This is a genomic window from Mycolicibacterium sp. Y3 (assembly GCF_051188035.1).
GTDB classification, from domain to species: domain Bacteria; phylum Actinomycetota; class Actinomycetes; order Mycobacteriales; family Mycobacteriaceae; genus Mycobacterium; species Mycobacterium fluoranthenivorans.
In genome coordinates this window covers 876,625-896,655 of record NZ_JAVQLT010000001.1, presented here as the reverse complement: position 1 = coordinate 896,655, position 20,031 = coordinate 876,625, and the positions used below count along the sequence as shown (strand labels likewise).

22 protein-coding genes are annotated in these 20,031 nt (G+C 69.2%); 7 read left to right on the top strand and 15 right to left on the bottom strand.

What is annotated here, in order from left to right; translation table 11 throughout:
* Nucleotides 1-47: 47 nt before the first annotated feature.
* Entirely contained in the window at nt 48-626 is a 579-nt protein-coding gene (locus QN239_RS04385) for a hypothetical protein (protein WP_499008326.1), read from the bottom strand.
* Between the two features lie 90 nt (nt 627-716).
* Nucleotides 717-920 (bottom strand): cold-shock protein, encoded by a 204-nt coding sequence (locus QN239_RS04380; RefSeq protein ID WP_006243848.1) that lies wholly within the window; start codon nt 918-920, stop codon nt 717-719.
* 295 nt (nt 921-1,215) lie between these two features.
* Between QN239_RS04380 and QN239_RS04375 the strand changes: the two genes are divergently transcribed.
* Together QN239_RS04375 and QN239_RS04370 are read left to right on the top strand one after the other, a co-directional pair.
* Nucleotides 1,216-3,558 carry a DNA 3'-5' helicase SftH gene (locus QN239_RS04375; protein WP_499008325.1) on the top strand — a complete coding sequence of 781 codons (2,343 nt, stop codon included), beginning with the start codon at nt 1,216-1,218 and terminating at the stop codon, nt 3,556-3,558.
* 286 nt (nt 3,559-3,844) lie between these two features.
* On the top strand, nt 3,845-4,948 hold the full coding sequence (locus tag QN239_RS04370) for a PAS domain-containing protein (protein WP_499008324.1): 1,104 nt from the start codon (nt 3,845-3,847) through the stop codon (nt 4,946-4,948).
* Here the strand turns inward: QN239_RS04370 and QN239_RS04365 are convergent, their stop codons facing one another.
* Genes QN239_RS04365 through ssd form a run of 7 tightly spaced genes read right to left on the bottom strand, consistent with a single transcriptional unit; the run spans nt 4,949 to nt 9,346 of the window.
* Nucleotides 4,949-5,239, bottom strand: coding sequence for an Rv3654c family TadE-like protein (locus QN239_RS04365; RefSeq protein WP_499016579.1), 291 nt, complete (start codon nt 5,237-5,239; stop codon nt 4,949-4,951).
* 34 nt (nt 5,240-5,273) lie between these two features.
* Nucleotides 5,274-5,597, bottom strand: a complete 324-nt coding sequence (locus QN239_RS04360) for a TadE family type IV pilus minor pilin (protein ID WP_499016577.1) — start codon at nt 5,595-5,597, stop codon at nt 5,274-5,276.
* Nucleotides 5,594-5,785 carry a DUF4244 domain-containing protein gene (locus QN239_RS04355; RefSeq protein ID WP_499008323.1) on the bottom strand — a complete coding sequence of 64 codons (192 nt, stop codon included), beginning with the start codon at nt 5,783-5,785 and terminating at the stop codon, nt 5,594-5,596. Before QN239_RS04355 ends, QN239_RS04360 begins: the two co-directional genes overlap by 4 nt.
* Before the next feature lie 39 nt (nt 5,786-5,824).
* Entirely contained in the window at nt 5,825-6,382 is a 558-nt protein-coding gene (locus QN239_RS04350; protein ID WP_499008322.1) for a type II secretion system F family protein, read from the bottom strand.
* The gene (locus QN239_RS04345; protein ID WP_499008321.1) at nt 6,379-7,158 is read right to left on the bottom strand and encodes a type II secretion system F family protein; all 780 of its coding nucleotides are present in this window, start codon (nt 7,156-7,158) and stop codon (nt 6,379-6,381) included. The genes QN239_RS04350 and QN239_RS04345 overlap by 4 nt, the downstream gene beginning before the upstream one ends.
* Nucleotides 7,155-8,315, bottom strand: coding sequence for a TadA family conjugal transfer-associated ATPase (locus QN239_RS04340; RefSeq protein ID WP_499008320.1), 1,161 nt, complete (start codon nt 8,313-8,315; stop codon nt 7,155-7,157). Before QN239_RS04340 ends, QN239_RS04345 begins: the two co-directional genes overlap by 4 nt.
* Nucleotides 8,312-9,346 carry a septum site-determining protein Ssd gene (gene ssd, locus QN239_RS04335; protein WP_499016575.1) on the bottom strand — a complete coding sequence of 345 codons (1,035 nt, stop codon included), beginning with the start codon at nt 9,344-9,346 and terminating at the stop codon, nt 8,312-8,314. Before ssd ends, QN239_RS04340 begins: the two co-directional genes overlap by 4 nt.
* Before the next feature lie 444 nt (nt 9,347-9,790).
* On the opposite strand from ssd, the gene QN239_RS04330 reads away from it, so the two are divergent.
* Nucleotides 9,791-10,669: an HAD-IB family hydrolase gene (locus QN239_RS04330; RefSeq protein WP_499008319.1), complete on the top strand. Its 879-nt coding sequence runs from the start codon at nt 9,791-9,793 to the stop codon at nt 10,667-10,669.
* 415 nt (nt 10,670-11,084) lie between these two features.
* On the opposite strand, the gene QN239_RS04325 is transcribed toward QN239_RS04330, so the two are convergent.
* Nucleotides 11,085-11,825 carry a Fic family protein gene (locus QN239_RS04325; protein WP_499008318.1) on the bottom strand — a complete coding sequence of 247 codons (741 nt, stop codon included), beginning with the start codon at nt 11,823-11,825 and terminating at the stop codon, nt 11,085-11,087.
* Between the two features lie 124 nt (nt 11,826-11,949).
* Here QN239_RS04325 and acs point away from each other — a divergent pair, with 124 nt between their 5' ends.
* Nucleotides 11,950-13,911, top strand: a complete 1,962-nt coding sequence (gene acs, locus QN239_RS04320) for an acetate--CoA ligase (protein WP_499008317.1) — start codon at nt 11,950-11,952, stop codon at nt 13,909-13,911.
* A gap of 16 nt (nt 13,912-13,927) precedes the next feature.
* On the opposite strand, the gene QN239_RS04315 is transcribed toward acs, so the two are convergent.
* Nucleotides 13,928-14,623, bottom strand: a complete 696-nt coding sequence (locus QN239_RS04315; RefSeq protein ID WP_187097197.1) for a S1 family peptidase — start codon at nt 14,621-14,623, stop codon at nt 13,928-13,930.
* Between the two features lie 88 nt (nt 14,624-14,711).
* On the opposite strand from QN239_RS04315, the gene QN239_RS04310 reads away from it, so the two are divergent.
* Together QN239_RS04310 and QN239_RS04305 are read left to right on the top strand one after the other, a co-directional pair.
* On the top strand, nt 14,712-15,212 hold the full coding sequence (locus QN239_RS04310) for a phage holin family protein (RefSeq protein ID WP_090364641.1): 501 nt from the start codon (nt 14,712-14,714) through the stop codon (nt 15,210-15,212).
* Nucleotides 15,213-16,175, top strand: coding sequence for an alpha/beta fold hydrolase (locus QN239_RS04305; RefSeq protein ID WP_499008316.1), 963 nt, complete (start codon nt 15,213-15,215; stop codon nt 16,173-16,175).
* Between the two features lie 14 nt (nt 16,176-16,189).
* Here QN239_RS04305 and marP read toward each other — a convergent pair whose 3' ends face one another.
* Genes marP through nth form a run of 4 tightly spaced genes read right to left on the bottom strand, consistent with a single transcriptional unit; the run spans nt 16,190 to nt 19,579 of the window.
* Nucleotides 16,190-17,377 carry an acid resistance serine protease MarP gene (marP, locus tag QN239_RS04300; protein ID WP_499008315.1) on the bottom strand — a complete coding sequence of 396 codons (1,188 nt, stop codon included), beginning with the start codon at nt 17,375-17,377 and terminating at the stop codon, nt 16,190-16,192.
* Nucleotides 17,377-18,162 carry an NUDIX hydrolase gene (locus QN239_RS04295; protein ID WP_499008314.1) on the bottom strand — a complete coding sequence of 262 codons (786 nt, stop codon included), beginning with the start codon at nt 18,160-18,162 and terminating at the stop codon, nt 17,377-17,379. Before QN239_RS04295 ends, marP begins: the two co-directional genes overlap by 1 nt.
* Entirely contained in the window at nt 18,159-18,818 is a 660-nt protein-coding gene (locus QN239_RS04290; protein ID WP_499008313.1) for a TlpA family protein disulfide reductase, read from the bottom strand. Before QN239_RS04290 ends, QN239_RS04295 begins: the two co-directional genes overlap by 4 nt.
* Nucleotides 18,815-19,579 carry an endonuclease III gene (gene nth, locus QN239_RS04285; RefSeq protein WP_499008312.1) on the bottom strand — a complete coding sequence of 255 codons (765 nt, stop codon included), beginning with the start codon at nt 19,577-19,579 and terminating at the stop codon, nt 18,815-18,817. The genes QN239_RS04290 and nth overlap by 4 nt, the downstream gene beginning before the upstream one ends.
* Nucleotides 19,580-19,771: 192 nt before the next feature.
* Here nth and QN239_RS04280 point away from each other — a divergent pair, with 192 nt between their 5' ends.
* Entirely contained in the window at nt 19,772-20,014 is a 243-nt protein-coding gene (locus QN239_RS04280; protein WP_499008311.1) for a hypothetical protein, read from the top strand.
* Nucleotides 20,015-20,031: the final 17 nt, after the last annotated feature.

Sequence of the window (20,031 nt, the reverse complement as noted above, 5' to 3'; positions counted from 1 at the left end):
CGCACCCCACGCCTACCAACGCAAACCGGCTCGCCCGCCACCTGCCCTTATATTCGTGGCCACTGTGCGAACGCGTCGATATCGCCGGGAGGTTCCCCCACCGTCTCTACCAGCCGTAACAGCCGTCGACGACCACTTATTCGCAGCGCCGGATGCGACCCCCTGGTACCGATCAGAGTGGGCGCAATTCCCACCCTCATCAAGGCCCCCGCCAGCGCCGCGTGGGTGTCCGGCGCGTGCGGGTCCAGACCGAGCAGGTACCGGTCGGCCTCCGGCCGCCCGTCGGCCAGCACCCAGGCCCGCAGCTCCCGGGGGCCCGGCAGCCACTGCGCCGGCACCGTCTTGACCGCGCCCCTGGTCCAGTCTCGGGCGATACCGGCGAGCCGGATGTCCATGCCGGTGCGCACCAGCGGGTTGTTCTCGTCGGTGCGGGCGATCTCGGGCACCAAGCCGGCATCGGTGATCATCTCGGCCAGCCCCTCGGCACGCCAAAGCCGGTCGACGACCACCGACAGCCGCGCCTCATCCCCGGAGATCACCACCTGGCCGGACGCCGCCAGAATCCCCGTGAGGTCGGCCACCTGAGGTGGTATCGACTCAGCCGAGAAGAACGACAGCTGACTCACACGTCCGACACTAACGGCGTCGTAAACGAAAACACCCCCGGCGTGGCCGGGGGTGTTCCGTCAGACTCAGTAGATCGAACAGCGCGTGGCTCAGACGGCGCGAACGCCGGTGGCCTGGGGGCCCTTGGGGCTCTGGCCGACCTCGAACTCAACCTTCTGGTTCTCCTCCAGGGTGCGGAAGCCCGACCCCTGGATCTCCGTGTAGTGGACGAAAACGTCAGCGGAGCCGTCCTCGGGGGCGATGAAGCCGAAGCCCTTCTCCGCGTTGAACCACTTCACAGTTCCCTGTGGCATTTTCCGTACATTCCTTCTCTTACCGGGTGCGGTTCACCGACTTCCGGTGTACCGGGCCCGTTCCGACCGCCAATCCTTCGTGGAGTCGTCGGAACTTGACCCGACTCACAACCCTCGCAGGAACCGCGATCGCAACGACGATCCTGCGAGTGCGAGTACACGAACACAGAAGCTGCGACCGCGATAAGTCAATCATGTTCGGGGCGTCTGCGACAGTGTCGGCACGATCCGGTAGTTAACAATTCACCTGGGGACACATCCCGGGAATCCTCCCGGAATTTGAGAAAGGAAGCAGGTGAGTGGTTCGGTGGCCGAATCGGGGTCGCAGTTCGGGCGCGAACTGCTGGCCCGCGCGATCGACGGCACGCCGGCCGGCGAACATCCGCTGCGGCACGTCACCGATCTGGCACCCCGCCGCGCGCAGCGGCGGCCGTGGCCACAGTGGGCTCCTGACGCCGTGGTGGCGGCCTACGCCGACCGCGGGATCACCGGCTTGTGGTCGCACCAGCTGGCCGCCGCTGAGCTGGCACATCAGGGTCGCCACGTGGTGCTCTCGACCGGCACCGCGTCGGGTAAGTCGCTGGCCTACCAACTGCCGATCCTCACCGCGATGTCCGCCGATCCACGGGCCAGGGCGCTGTATCTCTCCCCGACCAAGGCACTCGGCCACGATCAGTTGCGCAGCGCGCAAACCCTCACCCTGGCGGTCGAGAACCTGCGCGATATCGCGCCGAGCGCCTACGACGGCGACGCCAGCACCGAGGCCCGCCGGTTCGCACGCGAGCGGTCGCGGTGGATCTTCTCCAATCCCGACATGATCCATCTGTCACTGCTGCGCAACCATGCCCGCTGGGCGGTGTTCCTGCGCAACCTCACCTACATCGTCGTCGACGAGTGCCATTACTACCGCGGCATCTTCGGGTCGAACGTGGCGATGGTGTTGCGCCGCCTGTTGCGGCTGTGCGAGCGGTACTCGGGCACGCCCACCGTCATCTTCGCCAGCGCGACGACGGCGCTGCCCGGGGAGACCGCCGCCGAACTGATCGGCCAGACCGTCGCCGCGGTGACCGAGGACGGATCGCCGCAGGGTGGGCGCACCGTAGCGCTGTGGGAGCCGGCCCTGCTGGGCGATCTCGTCGGCGAGAACGGCGCCCCGGTGCGGCGGTCGGCGGGTGCCGAGGCCGCCCGCGTGATGGCAGATCTGATGGCCGACGGGGCGCGCACCCTCACCTTCGTGCGGTCCCGGCGGGGTGCCGAACTCACCGCACTCGGGGCGCGGGCCCGGTTGGAGGAGGTGGCACCGCAGATCGCCGGTCAGGTCGCGTCGTACCGGGCCGGTTATCTGGCCGAGGACCGCCGGGAGCTGGAACACGCGCTCTCCGAAGGGGATCTGCGCGGACTGGCGACCACCAACGCACTCGAACTCGGCGTCGACATCGCCGGGCTGGACGCCGTGGTGCTGGCCGGTTTCCCCGGTACCGTCGCCTCGTTCTGGCAGCAGGCCGGACGTTCGGGCCGACGGGGACAGAGCGCGCTGATCGTGCTCATCGCCCGGGACGACCCGCTGGACACCTATCTGGTGAACCATCCCGCGGCGCTGCTGGACAAACCGATCGAACGGGTGGTGATCGACCCGGCCAATCCGTATGTGCTGGGCCCGCAGCTGCTGTGTGCGGCCACCGAACTGCCGCTGTCCGATGCCGAGGTGCGGGCCTGGAGCGCCGAGGCCGTCGCCGGCGAACTGGTTGACGACGGCTTGTTGCGGCGCAGGGCGGGCGGGTACTTCCCCACCCCCGGTGTCGACCCGCATCACGCCGTCGACATCCGGGGCGGGACGGGCGGGCAGATCGCGATCCTGGAGGACGGCACCGGGCGCATGCTCGGCACCACCGGCACCGGTCAGGCCCCGGCCGCGGTCCATCCCGGCGCCGTCTATCTGCATCAAGGTGAGAGCTACCTGGTCGATTCGCTCGATTTCGACGACGGGATCGCCTTCGTGCACGCCGAGGACCCCGGCTACACCACCTCGGCCCGCGAGATCACCGATATCAGCGTGACCGGCCCCGGTGAACGAAACACGTTCGGGCCCATCACACTTGGCCTGGTTCCGGTATCGGTGACCAATACGGTGACCGGGTATCTGCGTCGCCGGGTCGACGGCGAGGTCATCGACTTCGTCGAACTCGACATGCCGTCACGCACACTGGACACCGTCGCGGTGATGTGCACACTGACACCGGAGTTGTTGGCCGCCAACGGTATAGACATGCTGCAGGTGCCGGGCTCGTTGCACGCCGCGGAGCATGCGGCCATCGGGTTGTTACCACTGGTCGCCAGTTGCGACCGCGGTGACATCGGCGGGGTGTCGACCGCATCCGGGCCGGAGGACGGGTTGCCGACGATCTTCGTCTACGACGGATATCCGGGTGGCGCGGGGTTCGCCGACCGAGGGTTCCGACAGTTCAGCACCTGGTGGGGCGCCACCGCGGCAGCCATCGAGGCGTGCGAATGCCCGTCCGGATGTCCGTCGTGTGTGCAATCGCCCAAGTGCGGCAACGGAAATGACCCGTTGGACAAGGCCGGTGCGATCACGGTGCTGCGCATGGTGCTCGGCATACTGGCTCGCCACGAGCAGTGACGACTCACCCCTCGAGAATCGTGATTTGCTCGTCCCGACGCACCGATGCCGGCATGCCGAGCACATGAACACTGCGACAAACGGTCGGACGACGCGATCCGTTTTCAACCCGGCGAAACCCGGCGCCGACGTAAAATACCCCGAGACCTGGGCACCCGCAAGCCGGCCCGGGCGCAGCGACATCGCATCGACACCGGATCACCGGCGCAGCCCAGCCTCATACGATGGATTTCGTTGCTACCGCAAATTACGGGCGGGCCGCCCACCGCCAGCTAAACTACTCTCCATGGACCACGACTGGCTGCTCGTGGAGACGCTCGGTGACGAGCCCGCAGTGGTTGCCCAGGGGTCACGCACCAAGAACCTGGTGCCCATCACGACGTTTCTGCGACGGAATCCGCACCTGATGGCCATCCAGTCCGCGATCGGCGAAACCGTCCGCGGCGGACAGCCACTGACGAGCATCACCTCCAAACACGACCGCGTGATACGCACCGACGTGGTGCGGATGTCCGACGGGGTGATCCATGGTGTGCAGTTGTGGATCGGACCGCCGGATATCGAGGCGCCGGAACGCCCGTTGATCGGGCCACTCAAATGGGATCTGGATTCCGGTGTGGCAACCGATACGCCCGAATCACTGACCATCAGTGGCCGCGACGCGTCCCGGGAGGCGACGCACGGTCGCGCGTTTGCCGAGGACCTGCCCGCGCACGCACTCAACGCCGACGAATCCAGTGTGCTGTCGATGGTGATCCGCGCCAAACCGGGCAATGTCATGTGCAGCACCTGGAATGTCACCGATTACCGGGGTGCGCCCATCGCCGTCGGCTTCGTGGCCCGGGCCGCGCGTGAACCCCAGGACGACGGCACCGAGCGGCTGATCTGCCGGTCGATGAACTGGCGCGCCGAGCGGGAAGAACCGGTGCCGCGACCCGACGATCTGGCCCAGCGCATCCTCGACGGGCTGGCGACGCCGGGCGTCCACCGAGCCCTGGTGGACCTCAACAGCTGGCGCCTGCTGAAGTGGCTGGATGAGCCGTGCCCGTTCTACGACTGGCGCGCCACCGAGGAGGACGCCCCCATCCTCGATCCTGCAGACGAACACCAGATCCTGTCGATGGCACAGGAATTCGCGGTCGGCCCGACTTCGCGCGTGCTGGGTCTGCGGTCCCACGACGGTGGCTACACCCCGATCCACGTGACGGCCACCCGCGTCGAAATCGACGAGAACACCATCGCCGCGCTGCTGGCGTTGCGGCTGCCGACCGATGAGGAGCTCGCGGCCGCCCAGCAGGGCGCGATGGTGGCCGAGCCCGCCGAGCCCAGCTCCCGGCCCTCCCTGAAAACGCTGTTGCGGCTGGGCAAGACGGCCGATCCGCACGACTGATCACACCGGGCCCGCCCGGGCCTGTGCGCGGGCTCGCCACTGCCGCACCCCGGTGACCGCGTCGACGGTGACCACCGCGTCCAGTCCGTCGATGACACAACCCGACAGTGCCGTCCCCATCGCGGAGGCCACCGACGTCGCCTGCGCACAGGCGACGTGCCGCCCCGATGGCAGTGCGGTGGCCGCGGCGTGGGCGGCCAGATCCGCTGCCGCCTGCGCCCGGTGCCGCGCAATGACCACCGCTGCCACCACCGCCATTCCCATGGTGACCGCGACCAGCACACCCACCATGGCCGCGCCGATCAGCGTCGCCGAACCGCGGTCGTCACTGACCGGGTTCGACGGCGGCCACCGCTTCGGCTGCGACGGTGATACCGGGTAGCAGTGGCGATTTCGCGCTGACCCGGGCCACGACGAACGCACCGTCGCGCCGCAGCGCCACCATCGCACCCCTGGGGCCGACCCGTTCGACGGCCGCGGTCCCATCGGCGCCGCGCGCGGCCAGTCGCGCCGCCTCCCGCGCCGCGTCGACACAGCGCACCTGCATGCCCAACGCGGTGAGGCCGGCCGTACAGAGCACCAGAACCGCCACCAGTGTGGCGACCGCGAACGCGGCCTCGACCGTGACCGCCCCGTCATCGGCGCTCAGACATTGGTGTTGAGCGCCCGAGTGATGATGTTGGACAGCGCGGTGACGATGGAATCGCCGGTCACCACCGAGTAGAGAATGGCCCCGAAGGCCGCGGCGGCGATCGTCCCGATCGCGTACTCGACGGTGGACATGCCGGACTCGTCGGCGGCGATCACCGTCATTCTCGCCTGAAATGACCGAATCATGTTCCTTACCATTGCTTCTCCCCTCGATGGACGTGATCTTCACAGCAGGCCCGACCCCAGCACGTCGCCCGCCAGCCCGGCGACCACCGGCACCACACCCAGGCAGACGAACGCCGGAAGGAAGCACAGACCCAGCGGTCCGGCGATGAGCACCGAAGCCCGTCCGGCGGCGGCCTCTGCCGCGGCACCGGCTTCGCTGCGCACCTGATCGGCCAGTTCGGCAGCCCCCTGAGCCAGCGCCGCCCCCGATTCGGCGGAGCGCCTGGCCATCCGGGCCAGCGACTCGCCATGTGGGTCGGAGGCGGACTCGGCCTGCGCCCAGGCGCTGCCCGGATCCGCGCCCAGCGCGAGCAACCGTGCTGCGCGGGTGAGCCGTTCGGCGAGCTCCGCAGGAGCCAGGGCGGCTGCCGCCGCGGCCGCGGCCGGGGTGGCCATGCCCGCGCCCAGACACGCGGACAGGATGTCGAAACACGAGGCCGCGGCCAGCGGATCCGAGGCCGGACGTACCGGTGTCGGCTCCGCGGGCCGGATCCCGGACCGGACGGGTCCGGTACCGATGAGCAGCGCGGCAGCCAGAAGCAAAGCGGACCAGGTCATTCCAGGGCTCCCGAGGCGATCCGGTCCGACCACCACAACCCCAGGCAGCACAGGGCCACGCCGATGACCAGCAACCAGCCACCGGTTCCGCCCGAAACCAGGAACTGCAGCGAGTCGGCACCGATGAGCTGGCCGAGCGCGATACCGAGCACCGGCAGCGCCGCCAGAATCGTGGCCGTGGCGCGCGCACCGGCCAGGCCGGCATCGAGTTTGGCCGAGAATCGTTCGCGCTCGACGATGTCGCGCTGGGCGGCCCGCATCAGCGTGGCGATGGCCAGGCCATGGGTCTGCGCGAGTTGCCAGCACGCCGCCAGGCGTTCCCAGTGTGCGGGCAGCGCAGATGTCCCGCCGGCCACCCGCAGTCCGGCGGCCACGTCGGCGCCGAGCTGCCCGCGGGCCGCCACACCACGCAACGCCTGCGCCACCGGTCCGTCGACTTCCCCGGCGGCGACGCCGAAGGCCACCACGGGGTGCACGCCCACCCGCAACTCACCCACCAAGACGTCGAGGGCGTCGCGCAATGCCGCCGCTTCCGACCGCATTCGGGTGCGGCGACGGGCCTGATGACGACGCGCGAGCACCGTCGCGCCGATCAGCCCGCCGGCCACCACGGTCCCCAGTGGCAGCACAAGCGCAGCCACCGCGACACCCGCCACCACACCCGCCCACGGCGGGAGGTGGCCGGCGATCCGGCGTCCCGCCACGCCCAGCCGCATCCGTGCCACCGGTGGCGTGATGAGCAGGGCGGCGGCCAGCAGCAGCGCGGCGGTGATCATCGGCCGCTCCTGTCGGCGATGACCTTGTCCAAGACCGGTGCACCGGCACCGAATCCGTCGTCCGCATGCCATACCGTCGCGGCACGCACACATCCGTCGGTGCCGCGCTCCAGCACCGCGATCTCGACGAGCCTGCGGCCGGCGGTCGCGTCTCGGCGCACGTGCAGCACCACCTGGACCGCGGCCGCGAGCTGGCTGTGCAGCGCCGCGCGACTCAGCCCGCCCGAACCTGCCAGTGCTTCCAGCCGGGCCGGCACCTCCGCGGGGCTGTTGGCGTGCACCGTGCCCGCTCCCCCGTCATGACCGGTGTTGAGCGCGGCCAGCAGATCGACGACCTCGTCCCCGCGCACCTCACCGACCACGATCCGGTCGGGACGCATCCGCAGGGCCTGCCGGACCAGGTCGCGCACCGTCACCACGCCCACACCTTCGACGTTGGCGCCCCGGGCCACCAGCTTGACCAGATGCGGGTGCCGGGGCGCGAGCTCCGCGGCGTCCTCGACACAGACGATCCGCTCCCCCGCGTGGACCGCACCCAGCAGCGCCGCCAACAGCGTGGTTTTCCCCGCACCCGTGCCGCCGGAGATCAGAAAGGCCAGGCGCGCCCGCAGGATCTGGTCGAGCAACCGGGCCGCGGGTTCGGCGATGGCCCCGGTGGCGATCAGCGCATCGAGGTCCTGGTCGACCGGGCGCAGCACGCGCAGCGAAAGACACGTCCCGCCGGCGGCGACCGGTGGGAGCACCGCGTGCAACCGCACCGGGTCGGACCCCAGACACGTCAGCTGGCCGTCCACCCACGGCTGGTTCTCATCGAGCCGGCGACCCGCAGCGAGGGCCAGCCGCTGTGCGAGCCGCCGCACCGCTTCTTCGTCGGCGAAGCGTATTTCGCTGCGGTACAACCCGTTTCCGCCATCCACCCAGACCGCATCCGGTGCGGTGACGAGGACATCGGTGGTACCGGGCAGGCGCAGCAGCGGGTCCAGGAGGCCCGCGCCCGTCAGTTCGGTCTGCAGCACCCGCATGGTGGCAAGCACATCGGTGTCGCCGAGCAGACCGCCCGATTCAGCGCGGATGGCGGCGGCGACGACCGCCGGCCGCAACGGAATATCCTCGACGGCCAGCCTTTCGCGGACCCGCTCGATCAACGACGCCGTCATCCCGGCACCGCCACCGGCTGCTGCCGCAGGAGGGCGAGAATCCGGCCGGCCGCTGCCGCCAGCGGCGATCGGGCCCGGACCCGCAGTCCACCGCGCTCCATCGCGCCGTCCAGGCCCGGCTGCGGGCGCATCGACACCAGCAGCGGCAGGCCCACCGTCCGCGCCACATCGTCGGCCCGCAGTCCGCCCGGAGCCGGGCCGCGAACCACCAGGCCGACATTGGGATTGATGGCACCTGCCCACCCACCCGTCACGGCGGCCGCGGCCGTGGATCGCACGTCGGCCGGGGTGATCAGGACGACCAGGTCGGCGGCACGCATCGCGGTTTCGGTGGCCGGGCCCGGCTGCCGGGGCACGTCGCACACCACGGTCACCCCGGCGCGCCGGCCCGCATCGATGACCGCCGCGAGCGGGCCGGGCCTGATCTCGGTACCCATCCGCCCGCCCGACAGCACGGTGACCCCGCGGTGGGTCGGCAGCACGTCGCGCAGGGCGTCATAGCCGAGCCGGCCCTCGCTCAGACGGAGATCGGGCCAGCGCAGCCCCGGCTCACCCTCGTTACCCAACGCCAGATCCAGGCCGCCGCCCCACGGGTCGGCGTCGATCAGCAGCGACTCGGCCGCAGCCTGCGCGATGGCGACCGCCAGCAGCGAGGCACCCGCGCCACCGGTTCCGCCCAGCACCGCCACCGCCGGACCACGCCGCGGACCCGCACCGCGGCCGTCCGGAGCCGCCGACAACATGGCCACCAGCTCCCCGTCCTGTCCAGGCAGGTGCAGCACCCGTTCCGCACCCACAGCGACCGCGGATTCCCAGTCCTCACTGGTCAAGGCGGGCGACAGCAGCAGCACCCGGTCGCGGCGCGGCAGTCCGTGCGCCACGCACCGCTGGGCGGCAACGCGGTCGACGAGCACCACCGGCGCACCGGCCCACACCGCTCGACTGGACGGTTCACCGGCATGCACCACCCGAACACCGGCCGCGGCGGCCACCCGGTCGACGTCATCGCGCATCGGCCCGTCACCGAGCATCGCCAGCACCGAAGCCGTCCCGGAAATGGTCACCCACCCACTGTGCGAACAGCCGGCGACCACACGCCAGAGGGCGGTTGAACATCTGTGGATGAATCGGCAACTGTGGATGAATCCGGCCGGAACTCGACACTGAGAATGACATTCCGCAACGCCGGGAGGATGAGATTGCCCCTGCGGGCCGAAAGAAAAACCCCCAGAAAAGGGACGACCCCCGCCAGGGGGGGAGGAGGCGGAGGTCGTCGTGTATCAGCCCCGGGGGGTCGGGCTGATCCACACCCGACATAAGCCGGGTAATGCTCACTATACACACGAGCGTGTCACGCGGCGCAAGTTGCGCTTGCCAGAGAATGCGTCCGGGAACGGAAAAACCAGCGGTTAGCGATACCGCGTGTGAGCTGCCACTTTCCCAGCTATGGGAGAAGCCTCCCCTGGCACGGGCCTATGCTGGGCGTCGTGACGGTATCCGACGGGACCCCTGACGCACCCGCCGCCGCAGATGGCCGCGCCGAATCCGGGCAACCTGTCCGCACGGCGGCATTCTTCGATCTCGACAAGACCGTGATAGCAAAGTCCAGCACGCTGGCGTTCAGCAAACCATTCTTCGATCAAGGACTACTGAACCGCCGCGCGGTCCTCAAGTCCACCTATGCGCAGTTCCTCTTCCTGATGTCGGGTGCCGACCACGAGCAGATGGATCGGATGCGCACGTACCTGACCGAAATGTGCGCCGGCTGGGATGTCGAGCAAGTGCGCTCGGTGGTCGGGGAGACCCTGCACGAGATCGTCGATCCGCTGGTATTCGACGAAGCCGCGAACCTGATCGCCGACCACAAATTGTGCGGACGTGACGTCGTCGTGGTCTCCGCCTCGGGCGAGGAGATCGTCGCGCCGATCGCGCGCGCCCTGGGCGCCACTCATGCCATGGCCACCCGGATGGTCGTCGAGGACGGCAAGTACACCGGCGAGGTCGCGTTCTACTGCTACGGCGAGGGCAAAGTCGACGCGATCCGGGAGCTCGCCGCGAGCGAGGGGTACGCACTCGAGCACTGCTACGCGTACTCCGATTCGGTCACCGACCTGCCGATGCTGGAAGCGGTCGGCCATCCCACGGTGGTCAATCCCGACCGCGCATTGCGCAAGGAGGCGACCTCGCGGGACTGGCCCGTCCTGACCTTCAGCCGGCCGGTATCCCTGCGAGACCGACTGCCCGCCCCGTCCGGTGCGGCCGTCGCGACGACGTTCGCGGTGAGCCTCAGCGCCCTGGCAGGCGGGGCGCTTACGTATTCGTTGTTGCGCCGGTTCGTATTTCAAAGCAGGTAGTACGACACCCGGTCGTAGGGACACCGAGCCGCGTAACGATCCGGAATCGGCATCAATTGACCCTTGATGTGATCGCGGTCACGGAGTACAAAGGAGTCACGGAAGAGCGGTAAGGCCAAGGCCACACCGGAAGAGAAGGTGTGATCTCCCGAACCGAACTTCCCAGCACGGATCCCGGCACCCACGCGGAGCACATACCGCGATAGAGGTAAAAGTGTTGCGGGCCTGCGGAATTGCGAAAGCGGCTGGCATCGACGATCCCTTGGGTGGGATCGCAGACAGAGCGCAACGGAAGAACGCCGAGGCCACCCACGCAGCCACCAGAGCACGCTTGGTAACCGGAGTCCGTGCTAGCGGGCGGCGAGCCGAATCGGATGCAGGTCCGATACCGGAACGTCGCCCGCTTCGTATGCCCCTACTTCTTCGCCGCCTCGGCGATCGAAAGTGCTTCTCGCGCACCGGAATGCAGTGCCTGACTGCTCAGCACCAGCCAGGCGCCCAGCCCGTTCGGCGTTCCCGAGGCGAATCCGCGCGCGGCCGCGCGGTAATTACCGGACTGTTTCATCCAGAACATCTCCGGCACGCCCAGTCCGTGCGGATCCAGCCCGCTGGCCATGGTGATCAACCGCGACACCGCTCGCGCCACCACGCCGTCGGCCACCCCGAACGGCGCCAGGGTCAGCAGCTCCCCGTGCGCCACCGCCGCCAGCACGAACGCCGGAACCTTGGTGCCGCCCGTCACCAGATCGGCGAGCAACTCCAGGCGCGGGCCCACCTCGGGGTCCGGCCGCGGGCGGCCGAGTTGGTCATCCCCGACCAGATCCGCGGCCGCCAGGGCGTGCAGCCGGGCCAGCGCCTGCAACGGGGCCCGTTTCCACACCCCGATCAGCGCGCCGGCTCCGCCTTCCAGGACTTCGGCCACCCGCAGCGCACCCGCGAGCACCGCATCGGGGTCACCCGACTCGTTCAGGCTCAGCGCTCCGCCGTCGAGCACCGACGAGGCCCGCGCCGCCCGCAATGACGCCTCGGCCGCGGTCGCCGGCCAGCCCCGCAGGTTGGTTCGGTGCCGGTGCGCCCGGCCCAGCGCCTCCCGGGCCTCTTCGCCGGCAGCCGTCACCCCTTCGAGGTCGGCCAGTGGTGCAAGTGGGTCGGTCACAACGAGCACGCTAGCCGACCGTTGGGCGCCGATTCCCCGACCGTTCATCGCAGCGGCCCCGCCGCCCGCAGCACGCTGTGACGCTCCAACACTTGTGCAACGTTCGGTGACTACGCTCACACCCATGACCACACCGCCGCTGACGCATGCCGACGTTCCGTCCGTCTACCCGCCGCCCGCCGATTTCGTGGCGAATGCCAATGCCACGGGTCAGTTGTACGACGACGCCGCGGCCGACCGGTTGGGGTTCTGGGCCACCCAGGCCAACCGGTTGAGTTGGGCAACGCCGTTCACCGAGGTGCTGGACTGGTCGCAGGCGCCGTTCGCGAAGTGGTTCGTCGGCGGCAAGCTCAACGTCGCCTACAACTGTGTGGACCGCCACGTCGAAGCCGGCAACGGTGATCGGGTGGCGATCCACTGGGAGGGTGAGCCCGTCGGCGATTCCCGCGATATCACGTACGCCCAGCTCAAGGATGACGTCTGCAAGGCGGCCAACGCGCTGACCGAGTTGGGGGTGGTGGCCGGGGACCGGGTCGCCATCTATATGCCGATGGTGCCCGAGGCGATCGTGGCGATGCTGGCGTGTGCGCGGTTGGGCGCGATGCACAGCGTGGTTTTCGCCGGGTTCTCGGCGACCGCCCTGGCGGCCCGGATCGAGGACGCCGCGGCCAAGCTGGTGATCACCACCGACGGGCAGTACCGCCGCGGCAAGGCGGCTTCGCTCAAGGATGCCGTCGACGAAGCAGTGGCGGATCAGCCGTCGGTGCAGCACGTGCTGGTGGTGCGCCGCACCGGGATAGAGGTGAACTGGACCGACGGCCGCGACCGGTGGTGGCACGACACCGTCGAGCCGGCCTCACCGGAGCACGCCCCGGAAGCCTTCGACTCCGAGCAGCCGCTGTTTCTGCTGTACACCTCCGGGACCACCGGCAAGCCCAAGGGCATCGTGCACACCTCGGGTGGTTACCTCACCCAGGCGGCCTACACCCACTCAGTCGTGTTCGACCTCAAACCCGAGTCCGACGTGTACTGGTGCACCGCCGATATCGGCTGGGTCACCGGGCACACCTACATCACCTACGGCCCGCTGGCCAATGGCGCCACCCAGGTGGTCTACGAGGGCACACCGACCTCGCCGACCGAGCACCGGCATTTCGAGATCATCGAAAAATACGGTGTCACCATCTATTACACGGCGCCGACGCTCATCCGCACCTTCATGAAGCTGGGCCACCAGATCCCCGCCGCCCACGATCTGTCCAGCCTGCGGCTGCTCGGCTCGGTCGGTGAGCCGATCAACCCCGAGGCCTGGCGCTGGTACCGCGAGTACATCGGCGCGGGTAAGGCCCCCATCGTGGACACCTGGTGGCAGACCGAGACCGGCGCGATCATGATCTCCCCGCTGCCCGGTGTGACGGCCACCAAACCCGGCTCGGCGATGACCCCGCTGCCCGGTATCTCGGCCAAGATCGTCGACGATGACGGCAACGAACTGGTGCCCGGCGCCGACGAAGCCGAGCACGTCACCGGCTACCTGGTGCTCGATCAACCGTGGCCGGCGATGCTGCGCGGGATCTGGGGTGACCCGGAGCGCTTCAAGGACACCTACTGGTCCCGGTTCGCCGAGCAGGGCTGGTATTTCGCCGGTGACGGCGCGCGTTACGACTCGGACGGCAACATCTGGGTGCTGGGCCGCATCGACGATGTGATGAACATTTCCGGACACCGGATCTCCACCGCCGAGGTCGAATCCGCACTCGTCGGGCACTCCGGAGTGGCCGAGGCCGCCGTCGTCGGGGCCTCCGATGACACCACCGGCCAGGCGATCTGCGCTTTCGTCATCCTCAAGGCCAGCGCACACGGCGGCACCGAGGGCATGGTCGAGGAACTGCGCGCCCAGGTGGCCATCGAGATCTCACCGATCGCCAAACCGCGCGAGATCCACGTCGTGCCCGAGCTCCCCAAGACCCGAAGCGGCAAAATCATGCGACGGCTGCTGCGCGACGTGGCCGAGGGCCGCGAGCTCGGCGACACCTCAACCCTGGTGGACCCCAGCGTCTTCGAGGCCATCCGCGCGAGCAAGTAACCGACGGGGAATCGACTCAGGGGACGGGAACGAATCCCGTCCCCGGGCGGTTCTTGGCCGCGATGTCACCCAGCACGGCGTTCATCGACACGGTCACCGCCGGGGTGTGCAAGGGCACGTATTTCACGATGCAGGTCGGCAGGTCCTCGGTGAAGGCACCGTGGATCATGCCGACCAGCCGGTTGTTCACGGTGACGGGTGCGCCGGAGTCGCCGGGTTGTCCGCACACCTGGTTGAGGATGGTGCCCGGATCCTTGCCCGGGCCCCAGGTGACCCCGCAGGAGTAGCCGGTGGTGCGCCCGAGCTTGCACGCGACGTCACCGAACCCCGGATCGGGCCCGATACCGTCGATGCGGAATCCGTTGACGGTGTCGACGGGACGCACCTTCTGCGGGTCGAACTCGATCACCGCGTAATCCAGTCCGTCGTTGCCCGCGACCATGGTGCCCAGCACCCCGGCATCGGGCACGGCTTCCGAGCCGACCTTCGCACCGGGCCCGCCGCAGTGCGCGGAGGTGAATCCGATGAGCTTGCCGGAGGCGTCGTTACCGATTGCGGTCAGCGTGCAGAAGGTGTCCCCCTCGATCACGATGCCGGACCCGCCGCCCAGATCGACCGGGCCGGCGGCGTGGGCCATCGGTGCGGTCACGATCGTCGCAAGGGCTGTCACAGCCGCCGCAACCGCCGCATGCCAGCGGTGTCTCACAAGCATCCTCAATTCGACATGGCCCCGACGACCGGCACCCATTCTATCGTCGGGCTGGATCGATGGATGTGACGCGACATGGCACCATAGCCCCATGACGACAGGGCAAAGCAAGAACGGCGTGCCGACGACGGTCGCATCCATCCCCCTCGTTGACCCGCATGCCCCGAAGGTCGACCCGTCGATCGGCGACCTGGTCAAGGACGCCACCGCACAGGTGTCGACCCTGGTCCGCGCCGAGGTGGAACTGGCCAAGGCCGAGATCACCCGCGACGTGAAGAAGGGCCTCACCGGCAGCATCTTCTTCATCGCCGCGTTGGTGGTGCTGTTCTACTCGACGTTCTTCTTTTTCTTCTTCCTGGCCGAGCTGCTCGACGAATGGATCTGGCGGTGGGTCGCCTTCCTGATCGTCTTCGTGCTCATGGTGCTGACGACCGGTGCGCTGGCGTTGTTCGGCTACCTGAAAGTGCGCCGGATCCGTGGGCCCCAACAGACCATCGAAACCGTCAGGGAGATCCCGGCCGCGCTGACCCCGGGCCACGACAAGACCCCCGACGTGGCGCGCCCGACTCCGACCGACCCGTCGGGCTGGTAAATGCACCCGCCCGATCCGTCGGTGGTCTACATCGACGGCCCGTGGCGTCATCTTCAGGTCCACGCGAACGGCATCCGCTTCCATGTGGTGGAGGCCGAGCGTTCACAGGACGACCAGGCCGACAATCCTGACCGCCCGCTGGTCATCCTGTTGCACGGCTTCGGTTCGTTCTGGTGGTCGTGGCGTCACCAACTGCGGGGCCTGCCCGCCGGAACCAGCGCGCGGGTGGTGGCGGTCGATCTGCGCGGCTACGGCGGCAGCGACAAACCCCCGCGCGGGTACGACGGCTGGACCCTGGCCGGTGACACGGCCGGCCTGGTGCGCGCGCTGGGGCATCGCAGCGCGACGCTGATCGGACATGCCGACGGGGGTCTGGTGTGCTGGGCCACCTCGGTGCTGCACCCGCGCGCGGTGACGGCCATCGGACTGGTCAGCTCACCGCATCCGGTGGCATTGCGGGCCTCCGCCCTGACCCGGCGCGACCAGGGCAGGGCGCTGCTGCCGTCGATGTTGCGCTACCAGGTGCCGTTCTGGCCCGAACGCGAGCTCACCCGCAACGGCGCGGCCGAGCTGGAACACCTGGTCCGCGCCCGGTCGAGCGCGAAATGGCAGGTCTCCGAGGACTTCGCCGAGACCATCGCGCATGTGCGCACGGCCGCCCGGATTCACGGGGCCGCCCACTGCGCACTGGAGTATCAGCGCTGGGCGGTCCGCAGCCAGTTACGCGCCGAGGGCCGCCGGTTCATGCGGTCGATGAAACGGCCGCTGGCCATTCCCGTCCTGCACCTGCGCGGTGACGCCGATCCCTATGTGCTCACCGATCCGGTGCACCGCACTCGGCAGTTCGCGCCGCACGGGCATTTCGTCTCCATCGACGGCGCCGGGCACTTCGCCCACGAGGAGTCTCCGGAGGCCGTCAACGCGCAGCTGACGCGATTCCTGGCTCAGGTGTATCCGCGCTAAGAGATTGCCCGCCGTTAAGAGATACACCGTCCGGTCGGCACCGGCGCGGTGTTACCGACCTTGAGGCGCTGCTGCAGCACTTCCTCGGCGGTGAGCACGAATCCGGTATCGGCATCGTCGACGGCCGCGCCGAACACGACCCCGAGCACCTTGCCGTCGGTGTCGATCATCGGGCCGCCCGAATTGCCTTGTTTGACGGTCCCTCTGATCGTGTAGACGGTCCGGTTCACCGTGGTGGTGTGGTAGATGTCGGGCCCGTTGAGCTCGATGGTCTCGCGGATACGCGCCGGGGTCGCCGTGAATTCGCCGCCACCGGGATATCCCATCACGACGGCGTCGGTCGCCGGTTTGGCCTCGGCGTCGTGGAACAGCAGCGGCGGCGCGGGCAGATCCGGCACCGCGAGAATCGAGATGTCCTCGTCGGGGTCGTAGGAGACGACGGTGGCGTCATAGGACTTGCCGTCCACCTCGACGGTGACGGTCTCGGCACCGGCCACCACGTGCGCGTTGGACATCACCCGGTTCGGGGCGATGACGAAACCGCTGCCCTCCAGCACCTTCTGGCAGCTGGGTGCGACGCCGCGGATCTTGACCACGCTGGCGCGCGCGGCAGCGACGTTGGGGGTGTCGACCAAGGCGCCGTCCGGTGCGTCCACCGCGACGATCGGGGTGCGCCCGAAGGGCGGCAGCAGATCGGGCAGACCGGAGGTGTCCAGCAAGCCGGCCAGCCGGGTCGGCACCTTGCGCATCCACTCCGGCGCGAGCGCGTTCACCTCCGTGAGCACCCGCGAGCCGCGGACCGCCGCGCTCAGACCGGGCTGGCTCGACGAGGTCAGCGGGGCGGCCAGCAGCCAGGCGGCCAACAGCACCGCGACCAGCTGCAGACCCGCACCGACGAGCGAATCGACACCGCGCAGCAGTCGGTTGCGGATGGCGCCGCGCACCGCGCGGCCGAGCACCACCCCGGCGATCTCACCGATCACCACCAGCGCCAGGATCAGGAACAGCGTCGCGAACAGCCGCGTGCGCGCCCCGTCGATATGACTGACGATGTGCGGGGCCAGCAGTACCCCGGCGACGGCACCGAGAACGACGCCGACCAGTGACAGCAACGAGCCGAGCGCACCGGAGCGCAGACCCGACAGCGCAGCGACGACGGCGAAGGCGAGGATGACGAGGTCAAGCCATTGAGACGAGGTCATTATTGCTCTACACCGTACTGGCTGGCCCGCCCAACCAGCGCCATTGCCTCGTCGAGTTCGCGCACGTCGCCGGTGTTCCACGGCTGGGCCCAGCCCGCGACATCCAGCAGCGCCGAGATCACCTGGCCGGTGAATCCCCACACCAGCATCTGGTTGAGCAGGAACGCCGGGCCGGCGAAACGGCTGGTGTTCTGCTGCCGGTAGACCATCAGCCGATTCTCCGGATTGATGAAGGCGCGCACCGGCACCCGCGCCACGATGGCCGTCTCCGCGGGGTCGACGACCTCGACGGGGCCGGGGTCCGGCGAGTACGCCAGCACCGGGACCACGTGGAACCCCGAGGGCGGGATGAACATCCGGTCCAGCGTCGCCAGCGGTGTCAGCCTGCCGGTGTCCACGCCGGTCTCCTCCCTGGCCTCGCGCAGGGCGGTGCCCACCGGGCCGCCGTCCCCCGGGTCGGCTGCCCCGCCCGGAAAAGCGGCCTGGCCGGAATGGTTGCGCAGCGTGGACGCCCGCACGGTGACCAGCAGGTCGGCGTCGTCGGGCAGCCCGCCGGCCGGCGCGTCCTGCGGCCCGGAGAACAACACCAGCACCGCCGCATCGCGTTTGGTGCCGGAGCGGGTCGCCGAGGTGTTGGCGTCCGCGATCGCGGCGAGTACGTCGGCGGGGACCCGGCTCCGATACGCGTCGGGCACCCGGCCGACGTTGTCCACCAGCCCGCGCAGCCACTCGGGCGTGGCCGCCGGCGTCACGCCGGTGTTCTGGCCGGCATCGAGCGTGCTCATCCCGGCACTCCTATCGATGGATTCACCGCCGCGGCGATGTCGTCGGCGTGGGCGAACGGCCGGGGCAGGATTTCGGCCACGCTACCGTCCGCGCGCAGCACGACGGTGGCAGGCATGACGTTGGGCACCTTCAGCGCGGCGGCGACCAGCCTGCGGCCGTCCTGCAGCATCGGCAGGTGCACGCCGAGTTCGGCCATCCGCATCAGGCCGGCCGACTCGTTCTCATCCTGGTGCACGGTCACGACGCTCACCTCGGTTCCCATCCGGCGCTGGTATTCGGCCATCGCCGGCAGTTCGTCGGTGCACGGACCACACCAGTAGGCCCACAGGTTGAGCACCACCGGGCGCCCGGCCAGCGCCGGCGCGAGGTCGACGAGTTCGCCGTCACCGGCGCATTCCAAGGTGATCCCGCGCAGGGCGGGCGATCCCGGCTGGGGGTTGGGACCGGGCCTCGGGCACGGTGGCAGCCCAGCCGCTGCCCGCGGGCCCTGCAGGGCCGCGGGGGTGTCCGCGTCGCGGTGATCGCGGGCGGTGGGTGCCTCCTCGGTGGAGCCCGGCGCCGCGGTCCGATCCGTCCCGATCTCCCGCCACAGCGCGACGGCCAGCGCCACGAAGACGATCAGCACCACCGCGGTCCAGCGCGCAGACCTGCTCACAGCCCGGCGAGCGCCAGCAGATGCTCGGTCTCGGGGCCTTTGACCAGCGCGGCCGCCGTGACCGGATCCGTGGGGCCGGTACCGAACGACGGGCAGTCCTTGGCCAGGACGCACACCCCGCACGCCGGGCGACGGGCGTGGCAGACGCGACGGCCGTGAAAGATCACGCGGTGGCTCAACAACGTCCACTCCCGGCGTTCGATGAGCTCACCGACGATGTGCTCCACCTTGACCGGGTCCTCCTCGGCGGTCCAGCGCCAGCGGCGGACCAGTCTCCCGAAATGGGTGTCGACGGTGATCCCGGGAATGCCGAAGGCGTTGCCCAGCACCACGTTGGCGGTCTTGCGACCCACCCCGGGCAGGGTGACGAGGTCTGCCAGATTGCCGGGCACCTCGCCGTCGAACCGGGCCTCCAGCTCCTGGCCGAGGCTGATCAGCGCGTTGGCCTTGTTGCGGTAGAAGCCGGTGGGGCGGATCAGCTCTTCAAGTTCGGTGCGGTCGGCCTGGGCGTAGTCCAGCGCCGTGCGGTATTTGGCGAACAGCGCCGGGGTGGTCAGGTTGACCCTTTTGTCGGTGCACTGCGCCGACAGGATGGTGGCGACCGTCAGTTCGAGCGGATTGGTGAAATCCAGTTCGCAGTAGACATGAGGGAACGCCGTCGCCAGGGTGCGGTTCATCCGGCGGGCCCGGCGAACCAGGCCGAGGTGGGTCTCGGCATCCCATTTGGTGGCCGATTTACTCCGGCCGGTGCGGACTGTCACCCGAATCAGCGTACTGACGTGCAGCCCCGGGGCGAGCGGAGCGACGGGCAACAAGGGGCCTGGGCGAGCGGAGCGACGGGCAACAAGGGGCCTGGGCGAGCGGAGCGACGGGGAAACGAGGTCCGTAGTGCTGCGCCTACCGGTGGCAAACCGTGATCTGGCTGAGACCTTGGCCGTGTTTACTCATCATTCGTGTCGTGGTTGCTGGTGGCGTTCGTGCCGGGGTTGCTGATGCTGGCAACCTTCGGTCTGGACCGCTTGGAAGCCGGGTTGCGCATCGACACCGAACCCGCCGCGGCCGCGGACAATTTGCTGGACCGGGCACCCGCCCCGCGACCGGCGATGCAGCACGCAGCGGTGCTGCCGACCCGGATCCACGCATCGGCCGGACTGAATCCGCAATTTCCGGCGACTCGCCAGCCAAATCGTGTGTAGCGTTGGCACGTCGCGCT